This is a genomic window from Streptomyces sp. NPDC017936 (genome assembly GCF_044328485.1).
Lineage (GTDB): Bacteria > Actinomycetota > Actinomycetes > Streptomycetales > Streptomycetaceae > Streptomyces.
The window spans coordinates 115,167-135,612 of the sequence record NZ_JBIRHK010000013.1; the positions used below are offsets into that span (position 1 = coordinate 115,167).

21 protein-coding genes and 2 pseudogenes are annotated in these 20,446 nt (G+C 71.8%); 13 read left to right on the plus strand and 10 right to left on the minus strand.

The features are described from left to right. The first annotated feature begins 154 nt into the window (after positions 1 to 154). The 3 genes from ACH4F6_RS25955 to ACH4F6_RS25965 all read left to right on the plus strand — a co-directional run bounded on the left by ACH4F6_RS25955 (position 155) and on the right by ACH4F6_RS25965 (position 2,429). Complete coding sequence (locus ACH4F6_RS25955) at positions 155 to 487, plus strand: hypothetical protein (protein ID WP_397962732.1); 333 nt, start codon at positions 155 to 157, stop codon at positions 485 to 487. 79 nt (positions 488 to 566) lie between these two features. Next, complete coding sequence (locus ACH4F6_RS25960) at positions 567 to 1,670, plus strand: amidohydrolase family protein (RefSeq protein ID WP_397962733.1); 1,104 nt, start codon at positions 567 to 569, stop codon at positions 1,668 to 1,670. Between the two features lie 18 nt (positions 1,671 to 1,688). Continuing rightward, positions 1,689 to 2,429 (plus strand): nucleotidyltransferase domain-containing protein, encoded by a 741-nt coding sequence (locus tag ACH4F6_RS25965; protein WP_397962734.1) that lies wholly within the window; start codon positions 1,689 to 1,691, stop codon positions 2,427 to 2,429. Here the strand turns inward: ACH4F6_RS25965 and ACH4F6_RS25970 are convergent. The 4 genes from ACH4F6_RS25970 to ACH4F6_RS25985 form a co-directional block, all read right to left on the minus strand. Next, positions 2,384 to 3,403: a heme A synthase gene (locus tag ACH4F6_RS25970; protein ID WP_397962735.1), complete on the minus strand. Its 1,020-nt coding sequence runs from the start codon at positions 3,401 to 3,403 to the stop codon at positions 2,384 to 2,386. The genes ACH4F6_RS25965 and ACH4F6_RS25970 overlap by 46 nt on opposite strands. A 66-nt stretch (positions 3,404 to 3,469) precedes the next feature. Continuing rightward, positions 3,470 to 4,186 carry an ABC transporter permease gene (locus ACH4F6_RS25975; protein WP_397962884.1) on the minus strand — a complete coding sequence of 239 codons (717 nt, stop codon included), beginning with the start codon at positions 4,184 to 4,186 and terminating at the stop codon, positions 3,470 to 3,472. A 234-nt stretch (positions 4,187 to 4,420) separates the two neighbouring features. Next, positions 4,421 to 5,344: an ABC transporter ATP-binding protein gene (locus ACH4F6_RS25980; protein ID WP_397962736.1), complete on the minus strand. Its 924-nt coding sequence runs from the start codon at positions 5,342 to 5,344 to the stop codon at positions 4,421 to 4,423. Between the two features lie 71 nt (positions 5,345 to 5,415). Beyond that, positions 5,416 to 6,231, minus strand: a complete 816-nt coding sequence (locus ACH4F6_RS25985; RefSeq protein WP_397962737.1) for an aminoglycoside N(3)-acetyltransferase — start codon at positions 6,229 to 6,231, stop codon at positions 5,416 to 5,418. Between the two features lie 173 nt (positions 6,232 to 6,404). Here ACH4F6_RS25985 and ACH4F6_RS25990 point away from each other — a divergent pair, with 173 nt between their 5' ends. The 8 genes from ACH4F6_RS25990 to ACH4F6_RS26025 all read left to right on the plus strand — a co-directional run bounded on the left by ACH4F6_RS25990 (position 6,405) and on the right by ACH4F6_RS26025 (position 13,002). Continuing rightward, positions 6,405 to 7,148 (plus strand): helix-turn-helix transcriptional regulator, encoded by a 744-nt coding sequence (locus ACH4F6_RS25990; protein WP_397962738.1) that lies wholly within the window; start codon positions 6,405 to 6,407, stop codon positions 7,146 to 7,148. Further along, positions 7,145 to 8,566 carry a Fe-S cluster assembly protein SufB gene (sufB, locus tag ACH4F6_RS25995; RefSeq protein WP_397962739.1) on the plus strand — a complete coding sequence of 474 codons (1,422 nt, stop codon included), beginning with the start codon at positions 7,145 to 7,147 and terminating at the stop codon, positions 8,564 to 8,566. The genes ACH4F6_RS25990 and sufB overlap by 4 nt, the downstream gene beginning before the upstream one ends. An 88-nt stretch (positions 8,567 to 8,654) precedes the next feature. Next, positions 8,655 to 9,839: a Fe-S cluster assembly protein SufD gene (gene sufD / locus ACH4F6_RS26000; protein ID WP_397962740.1), complete on the plus strand. Its 1,185-nt coding sequence runs from the start codon at positions 8,655 to 8,657 to the stop codon at positions 9,837 to 9,839. After that, on the plus strand, positions 9,836 to 10,156 hold the full coding sequence (locus tag ACH4F6_RS26005) for a non-heme iron oxygenase ferredoxin subunit (RefSeq protein WP_397962741.1): 321 nt from the start codon (positions 9,836 to 9,838) through the stop codon (positions 10,154 to 10,156). The genes sufD and ACH4F6_RS26005 overlap by 4 nt, the downstream gene beginning before the upstream one ends. Before the next feature lie 7 nt (positions 10,157 to 10,163). Next, a complete protein-coding gene (gene sufC / locus ACH4F6_RS26010; RefSeq protein ID WP_397962742.1) occupies positions 10,164 to 10,928 on the plus strand; it encodes a Fe-S cluster assembly ATPase SufC in 765 nt (254 codons plus the stop codon). Then, complete coding sequence (locus ACH4F6_RS26015) at positions 10,925 to 12,181, plus strand: cysteine desulfurase (protein ID WP_397962743.1); 1,257 nt, start codon at positions 10,925 to 10,927, stop codon at positions 12,179 to 12,181. The genes sufC and ACH4F6_RS26015 overlap by 4 nt, the downstream gene beginning before the upstream one ends. 21 nt (positions 12,182 to 12,202) lie before the next feature. Beyond that, complete coding sequence (gene sufU, locus ACH4F6_RS26020) at positions 12,203 to 12,673, plus strand: Fe-S cluster assembly sulfur transfer protein SufU (protein ID WP_397962744.1); 471 nt, start codon at positions 12,203 to 12,205, stop codon at positions 12,671 to 12,673. Further along, positions 12,670 to 13,002 carry a metal-sulfur cluster assembly factor gene (locus ACH4F6_RS26025; RefSeq protein ID WP_073942328.1) on the plus strand — a complete coding sequence of 111 codons (333 nt, stop codon included), beginning with the start codon at positions 12,670 to 12,672 and terminating at the stop codon, positions 13,000 to 13,002. The genes sufU and ACH4F6_RS26025 overlap by 4 nt, the downstream gene beginning before the upstream one ends. 121 nt (positions 13,003 to 13,123) lie before the next feature. Here the strand turns inward: ACH4F6_RS26025 and ACH4F6_RS26030 are convergent, their stop codons facing one another. Both ACH4F6_RS26030 and sigJ read right to left on the minus strand, forming a co-directional pair. Next, the gene (locus tag ACH4F6_RS26030) at positions 13,124 to 13,960 is read right to left on the minus strand and encodes an AbfB domain-containing protein (protein ID WP_397962745.1); all 837 of its coding nucleotides are present in this window, start codon (positions 13,958 to 13,960) and stop codon (positions 13,124 to 13,126) included. A gap of 210 nt (positions 13,961 to 14,170) precedes the next feature. Beyond that, positions 14,171 to 15,088: an RNA polymerase sigma factor SigJ gene (gene sigJ, locus ACH4F6_RS26035; RefSeq protein WP_397962746.1), complete on the minus strand. Its 918-nt coding sequence runs from the start codon at positions 15,086 to 15,088 to the stop codon at positions 14,171 to 14,173. A 100-nt stretch (positions 15,089 to 15,188) separates the two neighbouring features. Between sigJ and ACH4F6_RS26040 the strand changes: the two genes are divergently transcribed. Next, positions 15,189 to 15,563, plus strand: coding sequence for a hypothetical protein (locus ACH4F6_RS26040; protein WP_397962747.1), 375 nt, complete (start codon positions 15,189 to 15,191; stop codon positions 15,561 to 15,563). 58 nt (positions 15,564 to 15,621) lie between these two features. Here the strand turns inward: ACH4F6_RS26040 and ACH4F6_RS26045 are convergent, their stop codons facing one another. Then, positions 15,622 to 16,527 carry a winged helix-turn-helix transcriptional regulator gene (locus tag ACH4F6_RS26045; RefSeq protein WP_397962748.1) on the minus strand — a complete coding sequence of 302 codons (906 nt, stop codon included), beginning with the start codon at positions 16,525 to 16,527 and terminating at the stop codon, positions 15,622 to 15,624. A 459-nt stretch (positions 16,528 to 16,986) separates the two neighbouring features. Here ACH4F6_RS26045 and dapD point away from each other — a divergent pair, with 459 nt between their 5' ends. Further along, the gene (dapD, locus tag ACH4F6_RS26050) at positions 16,987 to 17,976 is read left to right on the plus strand and encodes a 2,3,4,5-tetrahydropyridine-2,6-dicarboxylate N-succinyltransferase (RefSeq protein ID WP_397962749.1); all 990 of its coding nucleotides are present in this window, start codon (positions 16,987 to 16,989) and stop codon (positions 17,974 to 17,976) included. Positions 17,977 to 18,286: 310 nt separating this feature from the next. Here dapD and ACH4F6_RS26055 read toward each other — a convergent pair. From ACH4F6_RS26055 to ACH4F6_RS26065, 3 genes and pseudogenes are all read right to left on the minus strand, one after another. Next, positions 18,287 to 18,640, minus strand: a pseudogene (locus ACH4F6_RS26055) (transposase family protein); the annotation flags it as partial. 488 nt (positions 18,641 to 19,128) lie between these two features. Next, a pseudogene (locus ACH4F6_RS26060) lies at positions 19,129 to 19,212 on the minus strand (GNAT family N-acetyltransferase); the annotation flags it as partial. Positions 19,213 to 19,226: 14 nt separating this feature from the next. Beyond that, positions 19,227 to 20,399 (minus strand): serine hydrolase domain-containing protein, encoded by a 1,173-nt coding sequence (locus tag ACH4F6_RS26065; RefSeq protein ID WP_397962750.1) that lies wholly within the window; start codon positions 20,397 to 20,399, stop codon positions 19,227 to 19,229. Positions 20,400 to 20,446: the final 47 nt, after the last annotated feature.

The window sequence follows — 20,446 nt, forward strand, 5'->3', positions numbered from 1 at the left end:
TTATCACCTGGACCCTCCTGCTTTCCCGCTGGGGTTTTGGGGGGGGGGGGGTGGGGCCGGACGGGGGTTGGGCCCGGGCGCGCGGCGGCGGCCCCCCCCGCGCCGGGCCCCCCGGCCGTCGCCGTTTGATCTACCCGTCGGTAGCATCCTGGCCATGGCAGACACCAAGCAGGTTGACGCGAAGGACGGGCGCAAGGTGGCCCGCCTCGCCCGGCAGATCAGCACCTTCTCCGCGGCGCACGGCGGCGCCGAGGGCCAGGTCGCCTACATCGGGGAGCGCGGCGCCCGGATCGTGCTCGTCGGGGAGGACGGCGGCTGGGGCGACCTGGTGGCGCCCTCGGTCGAGATCGCGCGGCAGGCCGTCGAGAAGGCCGGGATCACCGTCCACGAGGCCTTCGACGGCGAGTTCGCGGCCAAGGTGAGGACCGGCCCGTACGAGTGGACGCGCATGGCCGGCATCCAGATCGGCGGCCCCTCCAACACCTGAGCGACACCTGGCACCGGGTTCCCCCGTTAGGCCGTGTGAGGAGTAGCCGAGCACACGGTCTGGCCGTCGGGGGTCCCGGATGATCGAAACGCCGTCCCTGGTGGACCAGTACTGCCACGGCGTCCTGAGAACGGAGCTGGGCCTCGGCACCTTCGAGGCCCAGCTGGCCCGCACCGAGGGACCGCCCGCGCCCGGCACCACCCTCTTCGACACCCAGACGGGCTTCGCGGTGCGCCGCTGGTGCCCCCCGCTCCTCGGCCTGGAGCCGCACTGCCCGCCCGCCCGCTATCTCGCCCGGCGCCGTGAACTCGGCGTGCTGGAGGCGGGCCGGCGGCTGCTGCGGGGCAGCGGCATCACGACGTACCTCGTCGACACCGGTGTGCCCGGCGACCTGACCGGCCCGGACGAGATCGCGTCCGCGGGCGACGCGCGGGCCTGCGAGATCGTGTGCCTGGAACTCCTCGCCGAACAGGTGGCCGACACCTCCGGCACCGTCGAGTCCTTCCTCGCCAACCTCGCCGAGGCCGTGCACGGCGCCGCCGCGCACGCCGTCGCCTTCACCTCCGTGGCCGGCGTCCGGCACGGCCTCGCGCTCGCACCCGAGCCGCCCGGTCCGGGGGAGGTGCGCGGTGCGGCGGGCCGCTGGCTGGCCGCCCGCCCGGTCGGCGGGGAACTGGGCGATCCGGTGCTGTTACGGCACCTGCTGTGGATCGCCGTCGCCTCGGGGCTGCCCCTGCAGCTGCACGCGGGACTCGGCGCGGGCCTGCGCACCGACCGCACGGACCCGGTCCTGCTGACGGACTTCGTCCGCGCGACGGCCGGCCTCGGCACCGACCTGGTCCTGCTGCACGGCTACCCCCACCACCGGCACGCCGCCCACCTCGCCGGCGTCTTCCCGCACGTCTACGCCGACTCCGGCGCCGCCCTCGTCCGCACCGGGGCCCGCGCGGCGACGGTCCTCGCCGAGATCCTGGAACTGGCCCCCTTCGGCAAGATCCTCTTCTCCAGCGGGGCCCGGGGCCTGCCGGAGCTGCACGTGGTGGGCGCCCGGCTGTTCCGCGAGGCCCTGGCACGGGTGCTGGGCGGCTGGGTCGCCGAGGGCGCGTGGTCGCTCGGCGACGCGCAGCGGGTCGCGGGACTGGTGGCGGCGGGCAACGCGCGCCGGGTGTACGGCCTGGAGTGAGGCGTACAGACTGGGCGGATGACGCAGACCGACGCGTTGCTCGACCGCTTCCTCACCGGCCTCGAGGCACTCGGCCCGCTCGCCGTGTGGGCGCACGGCTCGCTCGCCGGGGGCGACTACCAGGAGGGCCGCAGCGACCTGGACCTCATCGCCGTACTGGACGATCCGGTCACCCCACGGACGGTCTGGCGGCTGGCGCTGTCGCACGCCCGGCTGCGGAACGAACCGCTCGCCCGGCAACTGCACTGCACCTATCTGACCCCGGACACCGCGGGCGACCCCGCCCGGCGCCATCCGACCTGGGCCCACGAGGAGCTCTTCAAGCGGCCGGTCACCCCGGTGACCCGGCGCGAGCTGCACGGCTTCGGGCGGGTGCTGCACGGGAAGGCGCCCGCGGAGCTGCTGCCGCCCGTACCGGACCGCGAGCTGGGCGACTTCGTGGTGCGCGACCAGCGGGACTTCTGGCGGCCGGCCCTCGACGACCGCCCGCTGTGGACCCGGGACGTGTGGGTCGACCTGGGGATGCTCACCTTCGCGCGGGCGACCGTCACCCTGCGCGACGGCCGGCTGATCTCCAAGCGCGAGGCCCTGGACCTGCTGCCCGCGCTCGGGGCGCCCGCCGAGGTCGTCGAGGACATCCGCAGGCGGCGCTACGACGCCCCCGCCCCGCCGACCGGGCAGTGGCGGGCCCGCCGGGGGGAGCTGACCAGGAGCTACCTGCGTCCGGCGATCGACGCGCTCGTGGCCTCGTACTCCTGAGGCGCCTCGGGCAGCGCGGCCTCGGGCCGCTCCCGCAGCGCGAGCGGCACCCGCAGGACCGCGATCCACACCAGGGCGGAACCCAGCATGTGCAGGCCGACCAGGAGCTCCGGGAGGTCGGTGAAGTACTGGACGTAGCCGAGCACGCCCTGGGCGAGCAGGACCAGGAAGAGGTCGCGGGTGCGGTCCAGCGGCCCCTTGGGGGCGTCGACCGCCTTGAGGACGAACCACAGGGCGAAGGTCAGCGAGACCACGATCCAGGCCAGGACGGCGTGCGCCTTGGTGACCGTCTCCCAGTCGAGGGGCATCCGCTCCACCTCGCTGGAGTCGCCCGCGTGCGGGCCCGCGCCGGTGACGACCGTGCCGACCAGGATCAGCAGGACCGAGACCGCGACCAGGCACCACACCAGCTGCTGCACGGACCGCCCGACCAGCGGACGGGGGGCCGTGTCGCCCTCCCGGGCGCGCTGCCACATCACCGTGGCGAGGGCGATCAGCGCCGACGTCACGACGAAGTGCGCGGCGACCGTGTACGGGTTGAGGCCGACGAGGACCACGATCCCGCCGAGGACCGCGTTGCTCATGACGACCCAGAACTGGGCCCAGCCCAGCCGGGTCAGGGAGCGCCGGTACGGCTTCTGCGAGCGTGCGGCGATGATCGCCCAGCCGACCGCCGCGCACAGCACGTACGTCAGCATGCGGTTGCCGAACTCGATGGCGCCGTGCAGGCCCATCTCGCTGGTGGCGGTGAGGGAGTCGTCGGTGCACTTGGGCCAGGTCGGGCAGCCGAGCCCGGAGCCGGTGAGCCGCACCGCACCGCCGGTGACCACGATGATCACCGACATCACGACTGCGGCGAGGGCCGCACGCCGGACCGTCCGGGGGGAGGGGGTCCAGCGTCCGGCGATGAAGGCGAGGGGGTTGCGCACGGCCGCTACGGCGTCTGCGCGGGTCACGTTTGGCACGCGCTCCATCGTACGGGGCCGCTTGTGCACGCTTTCACGAGGGGCGCCCGCGGCTCCGCGCCCGGGCCGCGGGCCTCACTCCCAGCGGAAGAACCTGCCGGCCGCGGCCAGGCCCAGGGCCGCCCACACCGCCAGGACGCCCAGGTCGCCCCAGGGCGTCCCCGCCCCGTGCTGGAGCACGTCCCGCAGGCCGTCGGAGAGCGCCGAGATCGGCAGCAGGCCGAGGACGTCCTGCGCGGCCGGCGGGAACTTCTCCAGCGGCACGACGACCCCGCCCCCGACCAGGAGCAGCAGGAAGACCAGGTTGGCGGCGGCCAGCGTCGCCTCCGCCTTCAGGGTGCCCGCCATCAACAGGCCGAGCCCGGAGAACGCGGCCGTGCCCAGCACCAGCAGGAGCAGCACGGCGAGGGGGTTGCCGTGCGGGGACCAGCCCAGGGCGAACGCGATCACCGTCAGCAGGACGATCTGGAGGACCTCCGTGACCAGCACGGACAGGGTCTTCGCGGCCATCAGGCCCCAGCGCGGGAGCGGTGAGGACGCCAGCCGCTTCAGGACGCCGTACCGGCGTTCGAAGCCCGTCCCGATCGCCTGCCCGGTGAACGCCGTCGACATCACGGCGAGCGCGAGGACGCCGGGGGCGAGGAAGTCCACCGCCTCGCCCTCGCCGGTGTCGACGATGTCCACCGAGCCGAACAGCACCAGCAGCAGCGTCGGGATGACGACGGTGAGCAGCAGCTGTTCGCCGTTGCGCAGGAGCATCCTCGTCTCCAGCGCCGCCTGCGCCGCGATCATGCGGGGGAGGGGGGCCGCGCCCGGCCGGGGGGTGTAGGTGCCGGTGGTGGTCACGAGCGCAGCTCCTTGCCGGTCAGCTCCAGGCTGTGCCTTTCCGGGGGACGACCCCCGGGCCCCCGGCAGATTCGTGTGTGGGCCGGAATCATGCACGCAGCTCCTTGCCGGTCAGCTCCAGGCTGTGCCTTTCCGGGGGACGACCCCCGGACCCCCGGCAGATTCGTGGGTGGGCCGGAATCATGCACGCAGCTCCTTGCCGGTCAGCTCCAGAAAGACGTCCTCCAGGGTGTGCCGCTCGACCGAGATCCGGTCCGGCATCACCCCGTGCTGCGCGCACCACGAGGTCACCGTCGCCAGCAGTTGCGGGTCGACCTTGCCGTTCACCCGGTAGGAGCCGGGCGTCAGCTCGGCGGCGGAGGAGTCCGCGGGCAGCGCCTTGAGCAGCGAGCCGACGTCCAGGCCGGGGCGGCCGGTGAAGCGGAGCGTGTTCTCGGCGCCGCCGCGGCACAGCTCCTCGGGGGAGCCCTGGGCGATGACCCGGCCGGCGTCGATGATCGCCACGTCGTCGGCGAGCTGCTCGGCCTCGTCCATGTAGTGGGTGGTCAGGATGACCGAGACGCCGTCCGCGCGCAGGTCGCGGACCAGGTCCCAGGTGGCGCGGCGGGCCTGCGGGTCGAGGCCGGCGGTCGGCTCGTCCAGGAACACCAGCTCCGGGCGGCCCACCACGGCCATCGCCAGCGCGAGCCGCTGCTGCTGCCCGCCGGACAGCCGGCGGTACGTCGTCCGGCCGCAGGAGCCGAGCCCGAGCCGTTCGATCAGCGCGTCCACGTCCAGCGGATGCGCGTGCAGCTTCGCCACGTGCCGCAGCATCTCGTCGGCCCGCGCGCCCGAGTACACGCCCCCGGACTGGAGCATCACGCCGATCCGCGGGTGCAGCTCCCGGGCCTGCCGCACCGGGTCGAGGCCGAGGACGCGCACGGTGCCGGAGTCCGCCTCGCGGTACCCCTCGCAGGTCTCGATCGTCGTCGTCTTGCCGGCGCCGTTCGGGCCGAGGACCGCGGTCACGCCGGGCCGGGCCGTCAGGTCGAGGCCGTCCACCGCGGTCTTCGTGCCGTACCGCTTCACCAGGGCCTGGATCCGGACGACGGGATCGGTTCGCATGGCTCCAGAGTCTAGGTTCGCGCGCGGGCGCTCCGGTCGGCGGGTGACGGATCCGTTCCCGGGGCCGGGTGTCAGGCGGGCGGGCGCGTGCTCTCCGTCCCGCGGGGCCGGTGCAGCGGCAGCCACCGCTCGGCGTAGGCGACGGCGTCCGCGACCGGGAACAGGCGCGCGTCGGCGGCGCCCGCCTTTCCCCGGACGACCGGACGGTCCCGTTCGAAGTCGTGGCCGAGCTCGTCGAACCGGTCCGCGTCGACGGACACCTCGGTGACGACCTCCCAGCCGCCGCCGGCCGCGGGCCGGCCCACCGCCACGAGGGGCGACTCGACGCGGTACTCGGCCAGGTGGAAGCTGGTGCAGCTGTCGTAGCCCGCGCCCAGCAGCAGCACCCGCGCACCCAGTTCCTCCAGCCGGGCCAGCGGGCTGCGCTCGCCCAGCCGGCAGTCCGGAGCGTGCCCCCCGACGATCTCCGCGGCCCGCGGGCCGAGCGCCGCGAACGAGGTCTGCGGATGCGCGCTGCGCAGGGCGCCGGGCCAGGTCCGCACGGTCTCGGGGATCACGCCGACCCCGAGGCTGCGGGTGATCAGCGGGTCGTAGGGCGGCATGGCGGCCCGTATCCGCTCCCACCACTCCTCGGGCACGGGCGGATTGCTCCACAGCGCCGGGTCGGACAGGTCGCCGGACTGGGTGGGGACCACGAGCGTGCCGCCCGGGCCGAGCGCGTCCCGCAGCGCCCGGACGACGGTGACGGCGCCTCCGCAGACCCAGCCGAGCGAGCTGAGCGAGGAGTGCACGAGGAGGGTCTCTCCCGGCGCGACGCCCAGCTCGCGCAGCTCCTCGGCGAGGGTGTCCCGGGTGACGAGCGGGCCGGTGGCAGGGGGTGTGGGCATGGTCCGGCAGTGTTCCGGAAGGGGGTCCCGGGGGCCAGCGGTTTTACCGCCGCGCCGAGCGGCCGGAGATCGTTTCCGCAGGTCGGATTAGGTATGCCTAAGTGACGCAGGGCACCGTCCACCGCTCCGGGGGCGGCTTGCCTGCCCCCGATGAATTACGCAACAATGGCGTTGTGAAAAACGTCGGACAGGCTCGGGAGACCCCTCCGGGGGCCCCTCAGGAGGAGCTGGCGACCGGTGAGCGCTCGACGCGCAACCGGGTCGCCCGGTCGATCCTGGACCACGGGCCGTCGACCGTCGCCGAGCTGGCCGGACGGCTCGGGCTCACCCAGGCGGCCGTGCGCCGCCACCTCGACGCGCTGGTCTCCGACGACGTCGTGGAGGCGCGTGAGCAGCGGGTGTACGGAGCGCGGACCCGCGGGCGCCCCGCCAAGGTCTTCGCCCTCACCGACTGCGGCCGCGACGCCTTCGACCAGTCGTACGACAAGCTCGCCGCCGACGCCCTGCGGTGGATCCAGCAGCGGTTCGGCGGGGACGAGGCCGTCGTCGCCTTCGCGCGCGCGAGGATCGCCGAGCAGGCCGCCGCGTACCGCGCGGCGATCGAGTCCGCGGCCCCCGAGGAGCGCACCGAAGCACTGGCCAAGGCCCTGAGCGCGGACGGGTACGCTGCTACGGCGCGCAGTGCGCCCCTCCCGCAAAAGGGTGAGCAGCTGTGCCAGCACCACTGCCCCGTCGCCCACGTCGCGGAAAAGTTCCCGCAGCTCTGCGAGGCGGAGACCGAGATCTTCTCCCAGCTGCTCGGAACGCACGTCCAGAGACTGGCGACCATCGCCCACGGCGACGGCGTCTGCACGACGTTCATCCCCAAGATTTCCCACAACGCATCTGCAAGCACGGCCGGGAGGAACCCCGCATGACTCTCCCCACGGAGACTGCCCACCCCGAACTCGAGGGCCTGGGCAAGTACGAATACGGCTGGGCCGACTCCGACGAGGCCGGTGCCGCTGCGAAGCGAGGTCTGAGCGAGGACGTCGTCAAGGACATCTCCTCGAAGAAGTCCGAGCCGGAGTGGATGACCAAGCTCCGCCTCAAGGGCCTGAAGCTCTTCGAGAAGAAGCCCATGCCGAACTGGGGCTCGGACCTGTCGGGCATCGACTTCGACAACATCAAGTACTTCGTGCGCTCCACGGAGAAGCAGGCGGAGTCCTGGGAGGACCTGCCCGAGGACATCAAGAACACCTACGACAAGCTGGGCATCCCGGAGGCCGAGAAGCAGCGCCTCGTCGCCGGTGTCGCCGCCCAGTACGAGTCGGAGGTCGTCTACCACCAGATCCGCGAGGACCTGGAGGAGCAGGGCGTCATCTTCCTCGACACCGACACCGCCCTGAAGGAGCACCCGGAGCTCTTCAAGGAGTACTTCGGCACGGTCATCCCGGCCGGTGACAACAAGTTCGCCGCGCTGAACACCGCCGTGTGGTCCGGCGGCTCCTTCATCTACGTCCCGCCGGGCGTCCACGTCGAGATCCCGCTGCAGGCCTACTTCCGCATCAACACGGAGAACATGGGCCAGTTCGAGCGGACCCTGATCATCGTCGACGAGGGCGCCTACGTGCACTACGTCGAGGGCTGCACGGCGCCGATCTACAAGTCGGACTCGCTGCACTCCGCGGTCGTCGAGATCATCGTCAAGAAGAACGCCCGCTGCCGCTACACGACCATCCAGAACTGGTCGAACAACGTCTACAACCTGGTCACCAAGCGCGCCGTCGCCTACGAGGGCGCGACCATGGAGTGGATCGACGGCAACATCGGCTCCAAGGTGACGATGAAGTACCCGGCCGTCTACCTGATGGGCGAGCACGCCAAGGGCGAGACCCTGTCCATCGCCTTCGCGGGCGAGGGCCAGCACCAGGACGCCGGCGCCAAGATGGTCCACATGGCCCCGAACACCTCCTCCAACATCGTCTCCAAGTCGGTGGCGCGCGGTGGCGGCCGCACCTCCTACCGCGGTCTCATCGAGATCGGCGAGGGCGCCCCGGGCTCCAAGTCCAACGTGCTGTGCGACGCGCTGCTGGTGGACACCGTCTCCCGCTCGGACACGTACCCGTACGTCGACGTCCGCGAGGACGACGTGTCCATGGGCCACGAGGCGACCGTCTCCAAGGTCTCCGAGGACCAGCTCTTCTACCTGATGAGCCGTGGTCTGAGCGAGTTCGAGGCGATGGCGATGATCGTGCGCGGCTTCGTCGAGCCCATCGCGAAGGAGCTGCCGATGGAGTACGCGCTGGAGCTCAACCGGCTGATCGAGCTGCAGATGGAGGGCGCGGTCGGCTGACGCCGCCCGCCGTCCGGCAGCAACGGCCCGCCCCCACCCGGCGGGCCGAGATCTCCACCGACGTAGGAAAGAGAGCACAACGACAGCCATGGCTGAGGCCCAGAACATCCCCGTGGGATCCACCACCGCGGGCTCGATCGCGGTCGCCGCGGAGTCGACCGTCGTCTCGCGCATGAGCGCGTCCCCGTCCTTCGACGTGGCGGACTTCCCGGTCCCGCACGGCCGCGAGGAGGAGTGGCGGTTCACCCCGCTGGAGCGCCTGCGCGGTCTGCACGACGGCACCGCCGTGGCGAACGGCGACGGCGTGAAGGTCGACGTCCAGGCCCCCGAGGGCGTCACCGTCGAGACCGTCGGCCGGGACGACGCCCGGCTCGGCAAGGCGGGCACCCCGGTGGACCGCGTCGCCGCCCAGGCCTACTCGGCGTTCGAGAAGGCCGGCGTGGTCACCGTCCCCAAGGACACGGTGCTCACCGAGCCGATCCGCATCGCCGTGCACGGCCGGGGCGGAACCGCCTTCGGCCACCAGATCGTCGAACTGGGCGCCTTCGCCGAGGCCGTCGTCGTCATCGACCACACCGGTGACGCCGTGCTCGCCGCCAACGTCGACTACATCCTGGGCGACGGCGCCAAGCTGACCGTCGTCTCCGTCCAGGACTGGGACGACAAGGCCGTGCACGTGGCCCAGCACAACGCCCTCATCGGACGGGACGCCTCCTTCAAGTCGGTGGTCGTCACCTTCGGCGGCGACGTCGTCCGGCTGCACCCGCGCGTCGAGTACGCCGGCACCGGCGGCGAGGCCGAGCTGTTCGGCCTGTACTTCACGGACGCCGGGCAGCACCAGGAGCACCGCCTGCTCGTCACCCACAACACCCCGCACTGCAAGTCCAACGTCGTCTACAAGGGCGCCCTCCAGGGCGACGACGCGCACGCGGTGTGGATCGGCGACGTGCTGATCGAGGCCGCGGCCGAGGGCACGGACACCTACGAGATGAACCGCAACCTGGTCCTCACGGACGGCGCGCGCGTCGACTCGGTCCCGAACCTGGAGATCGAGACGGGCGAGATCGTCGGCGCGGGCCACGCCTCCGCCACCGGCCGCTTCGACGACGAACAGCTCTTCTACCTGATGGCCCGCGGCATCCCCGAGCAGGACGCCCGCCGCCTGGTGGTCCGCGGCTTCTTCGCCGAACTGGTCCAGCAGATCGGCGTCCCGGACATCGAGGAGCGCCTCATCGCCAAGATCGAAGAGGAGCTGGAGGCGTCGGTCGCATGACGTCCTTCGTACGCGCCTGCGGGCTGAGCGAGCTGGAGGAGGACACCCCGAAGAGGGTGGAACTCGACGGCACGCCGGTCTCCCTCGTGCGGACCGAGGGCGAGGTCTTCGCGATCCACGACATCTGCTCGCACGCGAACGTCTCCCTCTCCGAGGGCGAGGTCGACGACTGCCACATCGAGTGCTGGCTGCACGGCTCGCGCTTCGACCTGCGTTCCGGCAAGCCCGACAGCCTTCCGGCGACGCGCCCCGTCCCCGTATATCCCGTAAAGATCGAAGGGGACGACGTCCTCGTCTCCCTCACCCAGGAGTCCTGAGACACCCATGGCTACGCTTGAAATCCGAGACCTGCACGTCACCGTCGAGGCCGACAACGCCACGAAGGAGATCCTCAAGGGCGTCGACCTCACCGTGAAGCAGGGCGAGACGCACGCCATCATGGGCCCCAACGGCTCCGGCAAGTCGACCCTCGCCTACTCCCTCGCGGGTCACCCGAAGTACACGATCACCGGCGGCACCGTCACCCTCGACGGCGAGGACGTCCTGGAGATGTCCGTCGACGAGCGCGCCCGCGCGGGCCTGTTCCTGGCGATGCAGTACCCGGTCGAGGTCCCGGGCGTCTCCGTGTCGAACTTCCTGCGCACCTCCGCCACCGCCGTCCGCGGCGAGGCGCCCAAGCTGCGCACCTGGGTGAAGGAGGTCAAGGAGGCCATGGAGCGCCTCAACATGGACCCCTCCTTCGCCGAGCGCAACGTCAACGAGGGCTTCTCCGGCGGTGAGAAGAAGCGCCACGAGATCCTCCAGCTCGAACTGCTCAGGCCGAAGGTCGCGATCCTCGACGAGACGGACTCCGGTCTGGACGTCGACGCGCTCCGGGTCGTCTCCGAGGGCGTCAACCGCGTCCGCGAGACCGGCGAGGTCGGCACCCTGCTGATCACGCACTACACGCGCATCCTGCGCTACATCAAGCCCGACCAGGTGCACGTCTTCTCCGGCGGCCGGATCGTCGAGTCCGGCGGCGCCGAGCTCGCCGACAAGCTGGAGGAAGAGGGCTACGAGGCTTACACGAAGGGTGGCGCATCCGCGTGACACAGCTGCCGGGCCTCCTCGACACCGAGGCGCTCCGCAAGGACTTCCCGATCCTGGATCGCGTGATCCACGACGGCAGGAAGCTCGTGTACCTGGACAACGCGGCGACCTCGCAGACGCCGCGTCAGGTGCTCGACGTGCTCTCCGAGTACTACGAGCAGCACAACGCCAACGTCCACCGCGGCGTGCACGTGCTCGCCGAGGAGGCCACGGCGCTGTACGAGGGCGCGCGCGACAAGGTCGCGGCGTTCATCAACGCGCCCAGCCGTGACGAGGTGATCTTCACCAAGAACGCCTCGGAGTCGCTGAACCTCGTCGCGAACATGCTGGGCTGGGCCGACGAGCCCTACCGCGTGGACTCCGACACCGAGATCGTCATCACCGAGATGGAGCACCACTCCAACATCGTGCCGTGGCAGCTGCTGTCGCAGCGCACGGGCGCGAAGCTGAAGTGGTTCGGCCTCACGGACGACGGCCGCCTCGACCTGTCGAACATCGACGAGGTCATCACGGAGAAGACGAAGATCGTCTCCTTCGTGCTGGTGTCGAACATCCTGGGCACGGTCAACCCGGTCGAGGCGATAGTCCGCCGGGCGCAGCAGGTCGGCGCCCTGGTCTGCGTCGACGCCTCGCAGGCCGCGCCGCACATGCCCCTGGACGTCCAGGCCCTCCAGGCCGACTTCGTGGCCTTCACCGGCCACAAGATGTGCGGTCCGACGGGCATCGGCGTGCTGTGGGGCCGGCAGGAACTGCTCGAGGACCTGCCGCCGTTCCTGGGCGGCGGCGAGATGATCGAGACGGTGTCGATGCACTCGTCGACGTACGCCCCGGCGCCCCACAAGTTCGAGGCGGGCACGCCCCCGATCGCGCAGGCGGTCGGCCTCGGCGCGGCGATCGACTACCTCGACTCCATCGGCATGGACAAGATCCTCGCCCACGAGCACGCGCTCACCGAGTACGCGGTGAAGCGGCTGGGCGAGGTCCCCGACCTGCGGATCATCGGCCCGACCACGGCCGAGGACCGGGGCGCGGCGATCTCCTTCACGCTGGGCGACATCCACCCGCACGACGTGGGCCAGGTCCTGGACGAGCAGGGCATCGCGGTCCGCGTGGGCCACCACTGCGCGCGGCCCGTCTGCCTGCGCTACGGAATTCCTGCGACCACGCGAGCGTCGTTCTATCTGTACTCCACGCCGGCCGAGATCGACGCTCTGGTGGACGGCCTGGAGCACGTACGGAACTTCTTCGGCTGACGGGACGGGACGAGCGATCGCATGAAGCTGGATTCGATGTACCAGGACGTCATCCTGGACCACTACAAGAACCCGCACGGGCGTGGTCTGAGGAACGGCGACGCCGAGGTGCACCACGTGAACCCGACGTGCGGCGACGAGATCACCCTGCGTGTGAAGTACGACGGCACGACGATCGAGGACGTCTCGTACGAGGGCCAGGGCTGCTCCATCAGCCAGGCGAGCGCCTCCGTGCTGAACGAGCTCCTCGTCGGCAAGGACCTGTCCGAGGCGCAGAAGATCCAGGAGACCTTCCTGGAGCTGATGCAGTCCAAGGGGAAGATCGAGCCCGACGACGCCATGGAGGAGGTCCTGGAGGACGCGGTCGCGTTCGCCGGGGTCTCCAAGTACCCGGCCCGGGTCAAGTGCGCCCTCCTCAGCTGGATGGCGTGGAAGGACGCGACGGCCCAGGCGCTGGGCGCCGACGCCGACGCCGAAAGGAAGACGGCATGAGCGAGACCGTGGAGATGAAGCCGGCGTCGGAGGAGGAACTCCGCGAGGCCCTGATGGACGTCGTCGACCCCGAACTGGGCATCGACGTCGTCAACCTCGGCCTGATCTACGGCATTCACATCGACGACTCCAACGTGGCGACCGTCGACATGACCCTGACCTCCGCGGCCTGCCCGCTGACGGACGTCATCGAGGACCAGGCCAAGTCCGCCACGGACGGTCTGGTCAGCGAGCTGCGCATCAACTGGGTCTGGATGCCGCCGTGGGGCCCGGACAAGATCACGGACGACGGACGCGAGCAGCTCCGGGCGCTCGGCTTCAACGTCTGAGGTCCACCGGCCGGCCCGTCGGCGGCCAGGAGAGCGGCGGCACCCCGTCAGGGTGCCGCCGCTCTTCCGTGTCGTCCGCCGCTGCGGTGCCCGGGTGCCCGCGCCCCGGTCCCGGTGCCTGCTACGCCAGCCCGTCCACCAGCCGGAACGCCGAGTCCGCGGCGTACTGCCCGCTCTGCTGGTACCGCTGGAGCTCGAGCTGGAAGTTCCGGTGGCGCAGGAAGTGGCCCGGGTAGTTCACCGCCTCCAGCATGACGGCGCCGGAGTAGGAGGAGGCGCGGGAGCAGAAGGTCGCGTCCTGGCGGAAGAGGGGCGAGCCGTCGTCGTGTTCCGCGCGCAGGACGAAGTCGCGGTGGCGCAGATAGGTGCCGTCGGACGCCAGGAAGGAGTAACAGGAGCCGTTCGCCAGGCCGTCGACGAGGGTGAAGGTGGCGTCCTCGCGGAACTCCGGACCGCCGGCCCGCTCCAGCCGCACCGTCGCGCCGCCCACGCGCCAGTAGTGGTCGGGGAGGTTGACCGACCGCACCGAGCGCCGGACGGCGGCCGGCTCCGGGCCGGACGTGCCCCTGGTCGGCGCGGCCGCCGACGGGGAGGGCGCGGCGGACCCGCGCACCGGGGAACTGCCCTGCGGACGCGGCGAGGAGGACCCGGCCGACGACGGCGACGCGCCGTCGTGCGCGGCCGAGGGGGAGGGGGATCCGCTCGCGGACGGCGTGGCGAAGGAGATCAGCCCCGACGAGGCCTTCCTGTCGGACGTCGTCCGCTCCTGCCGGGCGGCCGACGGGTCGTCAGCCGGCCTGTCGTTGAGGGCGATCGCCGTCACGCAGGCCACGACGGTGGCCACGGCGAGCGCGCCGGCCAGCCAGAGCCGTCGCGTTCCGGGAGCCCGGGAGGTGTCCGGGGCCCAGCCGTTCTCCCAGGGAAGCTCCAGGGAAGGCCGGGACTTGTCGTCTGGCATGCGCTGTCCTCCAGCGGCGCCCCTGACGGCGGCCGCGACTGCGAGGGCCCGGTGTGTGAACGGTGAAACAGTAGTGGAACCTGTGACTGACGAGCAGCCGTTTCGGAACTCCCGACGAAGTGGTCCCCGGGCTGTCCGGACCACTCCGCACCCTCGGACGCGCGCTCGTCCGCCGGCGGCGACCGCACGCCCTGCCGCGGGGAGGACCTGCTAGCCCTCCCGCGCCCACGGCCGCAGCTTCTCCGGGTTGCGGACCGCCCAGATCCGGGTGACGCGCCCGTCGGAGACGTCGAACGAGGCCACGGTCATGACGACGCCGGCCCGCCGGGCCACCAGGCCCGGCGCACCGTTGACCGACCGCTCCAGGAGTTCGAGCCCCGGAGCCTGGTCGGCGATGGCGACCAGGTACCGGGCGATGCGTGCGCCGCCCTCGACCGGGCGCAGGACGGCGCCGACCACACCGCCGCCGTCGGCGGTCATCACCGCGGCCGGGTCGAGGAGACCGACGAGGGCCGCGATGTCCTTGGCCTCCCACGCCTCTTTGACGTGCCTCACCACGTCGGCCCGGCCGGCCGCCGTCACCGGGGCGCCCGCGACGCTCACCCGCCGCCGGGCGGAGGACGCCAGCTGCTTGCAGGCCGCAGGGGTCCGGTCGAGGACGCCGGCGATCTCGGCGAACGGGTACCGGAAGACGTCGTGCAGGACGAACGCCACCCGCTCGGCGGGCGTCATCGCCTCCAGGACGACGAGGAAGGCCGTGGCCACCGACTCGTCCAGGACGATCTGGTCGGCGGGGTCCGCGGGGCCGGCGGGGTCGGCGCCGCCCGCGTGGTCCCGCTCGGCGCGGTCGGGCAGCGGCTCGGGCAGCCACGCGCCGACATAGCGTTCACGGCGGGCCCGCGCCGAGCCGAGCAGGTCCAGGCAGATGCGGCCGGTCACCGTCGTCAGCCAGGCGCCGGGGGACAGGATCTCCTCCCGCCGGCTTCGCGGCAGCCCGTACCAGCGTGCGTAGGCGTCCTGCACGGCGTCCTCGGCCTCGGTCACCGAACCGAGCAACCGGTAAGCGACATTGATCAGTTGGCGTCGCTCGCCGGCTGTCCCGTCCGCGCCGCTCCCGACAGTCCCCATGCTTCCGGCCGCCCCCCGCCTTACCTTTCGCCGGCCCGCGTCGTCGGGCTGGTGAGACCTTATCGATCCACTGCCCGAGGGCGGAAAAGGGGACTGTGACATGGTCACTCAGGCGACGGCGAAGGCGGACGCACACCGCGGTTCCTCGTTCCTGCGGGGCGCGATCGCCCTGCAGACCCTGACCATCTTCCTCCAGGCGGTCTCCGCCGGACTGCTGCTGACCTCGTCCTACGGGGAGACGCTGCACAGCGCCGGAGCCCGTGTGATGTACGGGGCGTCGATGCTGTACGTGCTCGCGGCGGTGCTGGCGTGGAAGCCGGGCGGCGGCTCGCCCCGGCCCGTCCGGCACGCGTCGGGTTTCCTCGCGCTCGCCTCGGTCCAGGTCGTGCTCGGCATCGCGCACGTCCCGTCGGTCCATCTCCCCCTGGGCGTCCTGATGTTCGGTCTGAGCGTGCTGGCGCTGGCCCGGCGCTGAGGTCCGGCACGGGGCCCGCCCCGCTCCACGACGCACCGCTTCGCCCCCCTCGACGACCTCATGGCCGCGGCCCCGCGCCGGGTCCCTCCCGCGACTTCCCGACCGCGGCCAACGCCGCCTCGACGCTTCCCGCCACGTCCGTCACCGGATACTGCGCGTGCCGCACGATCCGTTCACGGTCGACGACCAGCGTGAGCCGCTTGAGCCGGCTCACGCCCGCCGCGCGGAACGTCGGCAGGCGCAGCGCGGCGACGAGCGCCAGCTCGGTGTCGGACAGCAGCGGGAAGCCCAGCCGCTCCTGCCGCGAGAACGCCCGTTGTTCGTCGGGGCGCCGGGTGGAGACGCCCCGTACGGCGGCGCCGGCCGCGTCGAACTCGGCGAGCCGGTCCCGGTAGGTGCGGGACTCCAGCGTGCAGCCCGGGGCCCCGGGGATGTCGGACCAGCCCGGCGGACAGGCGTCGGGGTCCGCGTGGGCGCCGGGGAAGCAGTACAGCACGGTGAACGGGCTGCCGTCGGCGACCGGGTCCCGCATCTCGCCCCGGTCGTCGAGCAGATGGAGCGGCGGGACGCGGGTGCCGACGAGTCCGTGGACGCGGCGGGCCTCCGCCGAGGCCTCCGCCGCCGTGGCCGTCGTGCTGCCGTCGCCGAGGACCCACGTGTCGCCCCAGTCCTGGAGCGCGACGAGGACGGGCAGCAGGGCGCGGCCGCGCGGGGTGAGACGGTACTCGTACCGCACGGGACGGTCCTGGTAGGGCACGCGCTCCAGCACCTCCGCCGCCACCAGCAGCCGCAACCGCTCGGTCAGGACCTTGCGGGACAGTCCGAGTTCACGCTGCAACGCGTCGAACCGGTGCACGCCGCGGGCGGTGTCCCGCACGATCAGCAGGGTCCACCAGTCGCCCACCACCTCCAGGGCCTGGGCGATGGCGCAGCCGGAGTCCTCCAGGCTGGTCCTGCGGGCCATGACTCTTCCGTCCCTTCGCCCCCCGGCCACCCTCGGCCGAGGCTGACACGGCGAGTTCCCACAATAAACTCACCGGGCGGCCGGGCGCTGACGGCGGGCGCCGCGGCGCACCACGGGACGGCCGGCCGCGGGGAGCCGGCCCGGCCGCGCCCCGGGGAGACGAGGCGTGACCGAGCGGTCGCGGCACGTCGGGGTTCGCCCGCGCATGCGACGCCGGCACGCGCCGCCACCGGGCCGGAGCGGGCCGCCTCCGCGCCCGGGGCACGGCGGGGCCGCGGCGGGGCCGCCCTCCGGGCCGGTGACGGCTCCGCCACCGGAACCGCGGCGGGTGCCGCCACCGGCCCCCGGGCAGGCCCTGTCCCGTCGGAGCGGACCCCGCCCCCGGCCCGAGCGGACCGCCACCTGAGACGCCGCCTCGCTGGTTAGCTTCCACGGCCCCCCGCCGGTTAGGTTTCCCTCATGACCGACACCACTGCTCCTCGCACCACCGGCGCCGCGGCCGCCGGCCTCGCCACCGTCGCCGCCGACGGCACGATTCTCGACACCTGGTTCCCCGCGCCCGAGCTCGTCGGCGAGCCCGGCCCGTCCGGCACCGAGCGCCTGTCCGCCGAGAAGGCCGTGGAGCTGCTCGGCGAGGGCGCCGCCAAGGCGATCGGCCCGGATTCCCGCCGGGGCGTCGAAGTGGTCGCGGTCCGCACGGTCATCGCCTCCCTCGACGACAAGCCGATCGACACGCACGACGCCTACCTGCGCCTGCACCTGCTCTCCCACCGCCTGGTCAAGCCGCACGGCCAGAGCCTGGACGGCATCTTCGGCCTCCTCGCCAACGTCGCCTGGACCTCCCTCGGCCCGGTCGCCGTCGACGACCTCGAGAAGGTCCGCCTCAACGCGCGCGCCGAGGGCCTGCACCTCCAGGTGACGTCGGTCGACAAGTTCCCGCGCATGACGGACTACGTGGCGCCCAAGGGCGTCCGCATCGCCGACGCCGACCGCGTCCGTCTCGGCGCGCACCTGGCCGAGGGCACCACGGTCATGCACGAGGGCTTCGTCAACTTCAACGCGGGCACGCTCGGCACCTCCATGGTCGAGGGCCGCATCTCCGCCGGCGTGGTCGTCGGCAACGGCTCCGACATCGGCGGCGGCGCCTCCACCATGGGCACCCTCTCCGGCGGCGGCAACGTCATCATCTCCATCGGCGAGCGCTGCCTCATCGGCGCCGAGGCGGGCGTCGGCATCGCCCTCGGCGACGAGTGCGTGGTCGAGGCCGGCCTCTACGTCACCGCCGGCACCCGCGTCACCATGCCCGACGGGGAGATCGTCAAGGCCCGCGAACTCTCCGGCGCCTCCCACATCCTCTTCCGCCGCAACTCGGTCACCGGCACGGTGGAGGCCCGCCCGAACAACGCGGTCTGGGGCGGCCTGAACGAGATCCTGCACAGCCACAACTGATCACCGGCGGCCCAGCGGTGCCGAGCGCCCTTCCCCCGCCCCACGGCGGCCCGGGAGGGCGCTCGTGCGTGCGCACCGCTTTGGGAGTTGGATCCGAGCCCCCTGTGGCGGCTGTCGTCGACTGGTGCGACGACAGTGACCACCACGAAGCAGTCCAGCGAGCCGAACAAGCGACACGGTCCGGCTGGTCGGCGATCGCCTGGACTTCAGGAGTGCTCGGCTGTGCGCTGATCACCATCGCCGTTCTCTGTATGGCTGCGGTCATCGCGTGCCTCTTCGTTGTGGTGACGAGCAATTACTGAGCCTTTTCAGCGATGCCTCGTTCGACGGGAGCGCGGGCGTGGGCGAGTGCGCGGTTCGGCGTCACCTCGGTCGGTGACAGTTCGCCGTTGGGTGGGAGGCGGATGACGGTGGTGACCCAGGGTCCTGCGCCGGTGTAGGCGCGGTCGGCCATGATCGGGACGCCCTGGCGTTCGCAGATCCGGATGATGCGGTGGGTGCGTGCGGAGGTCAGGTCGTGGGCACGGCCCGGCAGGGCCGGCGAGATCTACAGCAGACGGCCTTCGGGATCGGTGACGACCTGCATGTTCACACTGTGGCGTCGGTGCTTGTGGGAGTGGTCGGCCCGCCCGTCGCCCAGGCGGTCGCACTCGCTGAGGGCTCCTGGACCGAAAGGTCGAGACTTCGAACACCTCACCCAATGGCATGGGAGCCCTGTCCGTTGCGGTCACCGGGGCCCTCCCCCGATCGGTGGCCAGCCTGAAAGTGCTCGATAAAAAACGCGTTCTCGGCTGTTACAGCATGTTCGTGGTGTCGAGGCATTCGGGCTCCGAGCTCACGTTGCGCACGTTGGGTTCAGCTCGTTCGAGGGGCTCGTGCGGCACGTTTCAGGGGTGCTGGCCTTCGCCTCGGACATCGAGCCGGAATGGGCAGAATCGGTAGAGCAATGGTGGACTGCGGCACTCCGACGTGATGGTTGGTCCATACCGGGAAAATGATCGAGCAAGGGTCGTGCCCCCCGTCTCTCCGGGGGCACGACCGAGCAGTGATGAGAGACCGCGGTGCGGGGCGGACTGCGCGGCATAGCGCGAAGGACCGGGCGCAGAACTACAGCATGATGCTGGATTCCTCCCAGGTCGTCGTGGACGCTGCTCAGTCGACGGCTCGGACCATCACGGTGAGAACCGGCGAGGCCGGTGATGGCCGGCTTTGCCCGATGACCTCGTATCCCCACGACGCACAGCAGTCGCTTACGCCAGCGACCTTCGCACCGCGTCGACCAGCGAAGCCGCACGCACGTCGTCGGCCCCTCCGAGGATGTGGTTCATCACGTAACCGAAGGCGATGCCGTGCTCGGGGTCGGCGAAGCCGAGCGAGCCGCCTCTACCGGTGTGGCCGAAGGCGTTCGGGCCGGTCATGGGGTTGGCCTCGGTGGGCAGCATGTATCCGGCGCTGAAGCGGCTCGGGATCAGCATCACCCGATCCTTCCCGTGGGCCTGCTCTCCGATCGCCGACGCCAGGGCGGCCGGGGAGAGCAGGCGTACGCCGTCCACCTCGCCGATCAGCGCGGCGTACATGCGGGCGAGCGCGCGTGCCGTACCGATGCCGTTGGAGGCAGGAAGTTCCGCGGCCTGAACTTCCGGCGAGTCGAAGTCGATCTCGGCGGGGTCGGTGACCGCGTACGCCTTGTTGCTGAGCGAGTCCGGGTCGCGCCAGGCGGAGACCTGTTCGCGGAGTTCCTCGGGAACCGACTCGGCGGGCAGGACGGTGAGATCGACGTCCGGCCGCCGGTACACCATGCGGCTGACCCGGTGACGTTCACCCGTCGGCAAGCCGATGAAGAAGTCCAGCCCGAGGGGTGTCGCGATCTCGTCGGCAAAGAAGCGGCCCGGCGTGTGGTCGGACACCCGGCGGATCACCTCGCCGACCAGCCAGCCCCAGGTGCGACCGTGGTATCCGTGTGCCGTGCCCGGAGTCCACAGGGGACGCTGAGCGGCCAGTGCCGCCGCCATCGGATGCCAGGCCAACGCCTCCTCCAGTGGTACCGGCCGGTCCAGCGCCACCAGGCCGGCCTGGTGGGACAGGAGCCAGCGCACCGGGATGTCCGCCTTGCCGTTCGCGGCGAACTCCGGCCAGTACTTCGCCACCGGCGCGTCCAGGTCCAGCGCGCCGCGCTCGGCCAGCATGTGTGCCGCGGTCGCGGTCGCTCCCTTGGTCGCCGAGTAGACCAGCTGCAGCGTGTCCCGCGTCCACGGGTGACCGGTTTCTGAGTCGCGGACACCGCCCCACAGGTCCACCACCGGCCGGCCGTGCCGGTACACGCACACCGCCGCGCCGACGTCTCCGTGCCGGGCGAAGTTCGCCGTGAACGCCTCACGCACCGGCTCGAATCCGGGCGCCACCTCACCGTCGATCGTCGTCATGCCGTTCATCCTGGCAGCTCGGCCGCCCTGCCCGGTGAGACGAGCTC

Bases quoted from the DNA above. Each gene is read 5' to 3' on its own strand.
- ACH4F6_RS25955 (WP_397962732.1), top strand. From the start codon at position 155: ATGGCAGACACCAAGCAGGTTGACGCGAAGGACGGGCGCAAGGTGGCC.
- ACH4F6_RS25960 (WP_397962733.1), top strand. From the start codon at position 567: ATGATCGAAACGCCGTCCCTGGTGGACCAGTACTGCCACGGCGTCCTG.
- ACH4F6_RS25965 (WP_397962734.1), top strand. From the start codon at position 1,689: ATGACGCAGACCGACGCGTTGCTCGACCGCTTCCTCACCGGCCTCGAG.
- ACH4F6_RS25970 (WP_397962735.1), bottom strand. From the start codon at position 3,403: ATGGAGCGCGTGCCAAACGTGACCCGCGCAGACGCCGTAGCGGCCGTG.
- ACH4F6_RS25975 (WP_397962884.1), bottom strand. From the start codon at position 4,186: ATGATCGCGGCGCAGGCGGCGCTGGAGACGAGGATGCTCCTGCGCAAC.
- ACH4F6_RS25980 (WP_397962736.1), bottom strand. From the start codon at position 5,344: ATGCGAACCGATCCCGTCGTCCGGATCCAGGCCCTGGTGAAGCGGTAC.
- ACH4F6_RS25985 (WP_397962737.1), bottom strand. From the start codon at position 6,231: ATGCCCACACCCCCTGCCACCGGCCCGCTCGTCACCCGGGACACCCTC.
- sufB (WP_397962739.1), top strand. From the start codon at position 7,145: ATGACTCTCCCCACGGAGACTGCCCACCCCGAACTCGAGGGCCTGGGC.
- sufD (WP_397962740.1), top strand. From the start codon at position 8,655: ATGGCTGAGGCCCAGAACATCCCCGTGGGATCCACCACCGCGGGCTCG.
- ACH4F6_RS26005 (WP_397962741.1), top strand. From the start codon at position 9,836: ATGACGTCCTTCGTACGCGCCTGCGGGCTGAGCGAGCTGGAGGAGGAC.
- sufC (WP_397962742.1), top strand. From the start codon at position 10,164: ATGGCTACGCTTGAAATCCGAGACCTGCACGTCACCGTCGAGGCCGAC.
- sufU (WP_397962744.1), top strand. From the start codon at position 12,203: ATGAAGCTGGATTCGATGTACCAGGACGTCATCCTGGACCACTACAAG.
- ACH4F6_RS26025 (WP_073942328.1), top strand. From the start codon at position 12,670: ATGAGCGAGACCGTGGAGATGAAGCCGGCGTCGGAGGAGGAACTCCGC.
- ACH4F6_RS26030 (WP_397962745.1), bottom strand. From the start codon at position 13,960: ATGCCAGACGACAAGTCCCGGCCTTCCCTGGAGCTTCCCTGGGAGAAC.
- sigJ (WP_397962746.1), bottom strand. From the start codon at position 15,088: ATGGGGACTGTCGGGAGCGGCGCGGACGGGACAGCCGGCGAGCGACGC.
- ACH4F6_RS26040 (WP_397962747.1), top strand. From the start codon at position 15,189: ATGGTCACTCAGGCGACGGCGAAGGCGGACGCACACCGCGGTTCCTCG.
- ACH4F6_RS26045 (WP_397962748.1), bottom strand. From the start codon at position 16,527: ATGGCCCGCAGGACCAGCCTGGAGGACTCCGGCTGCGCCATCGCCCAG.
- dapD (WP_397962749.1), top strand. From the start codon at position 16,987: ATGACCGACACCACTGCTCCTCGCACCACCGGCGCCGCGGCCGCCGGC.
- ACH4F6_RS26065 (WP_397962750.1), bottom strand. From the start codon at position 20,399: ATGACGACGATCGACGGTGAGGTGGCGCCCGGATTCGAGCCGGTGCGT.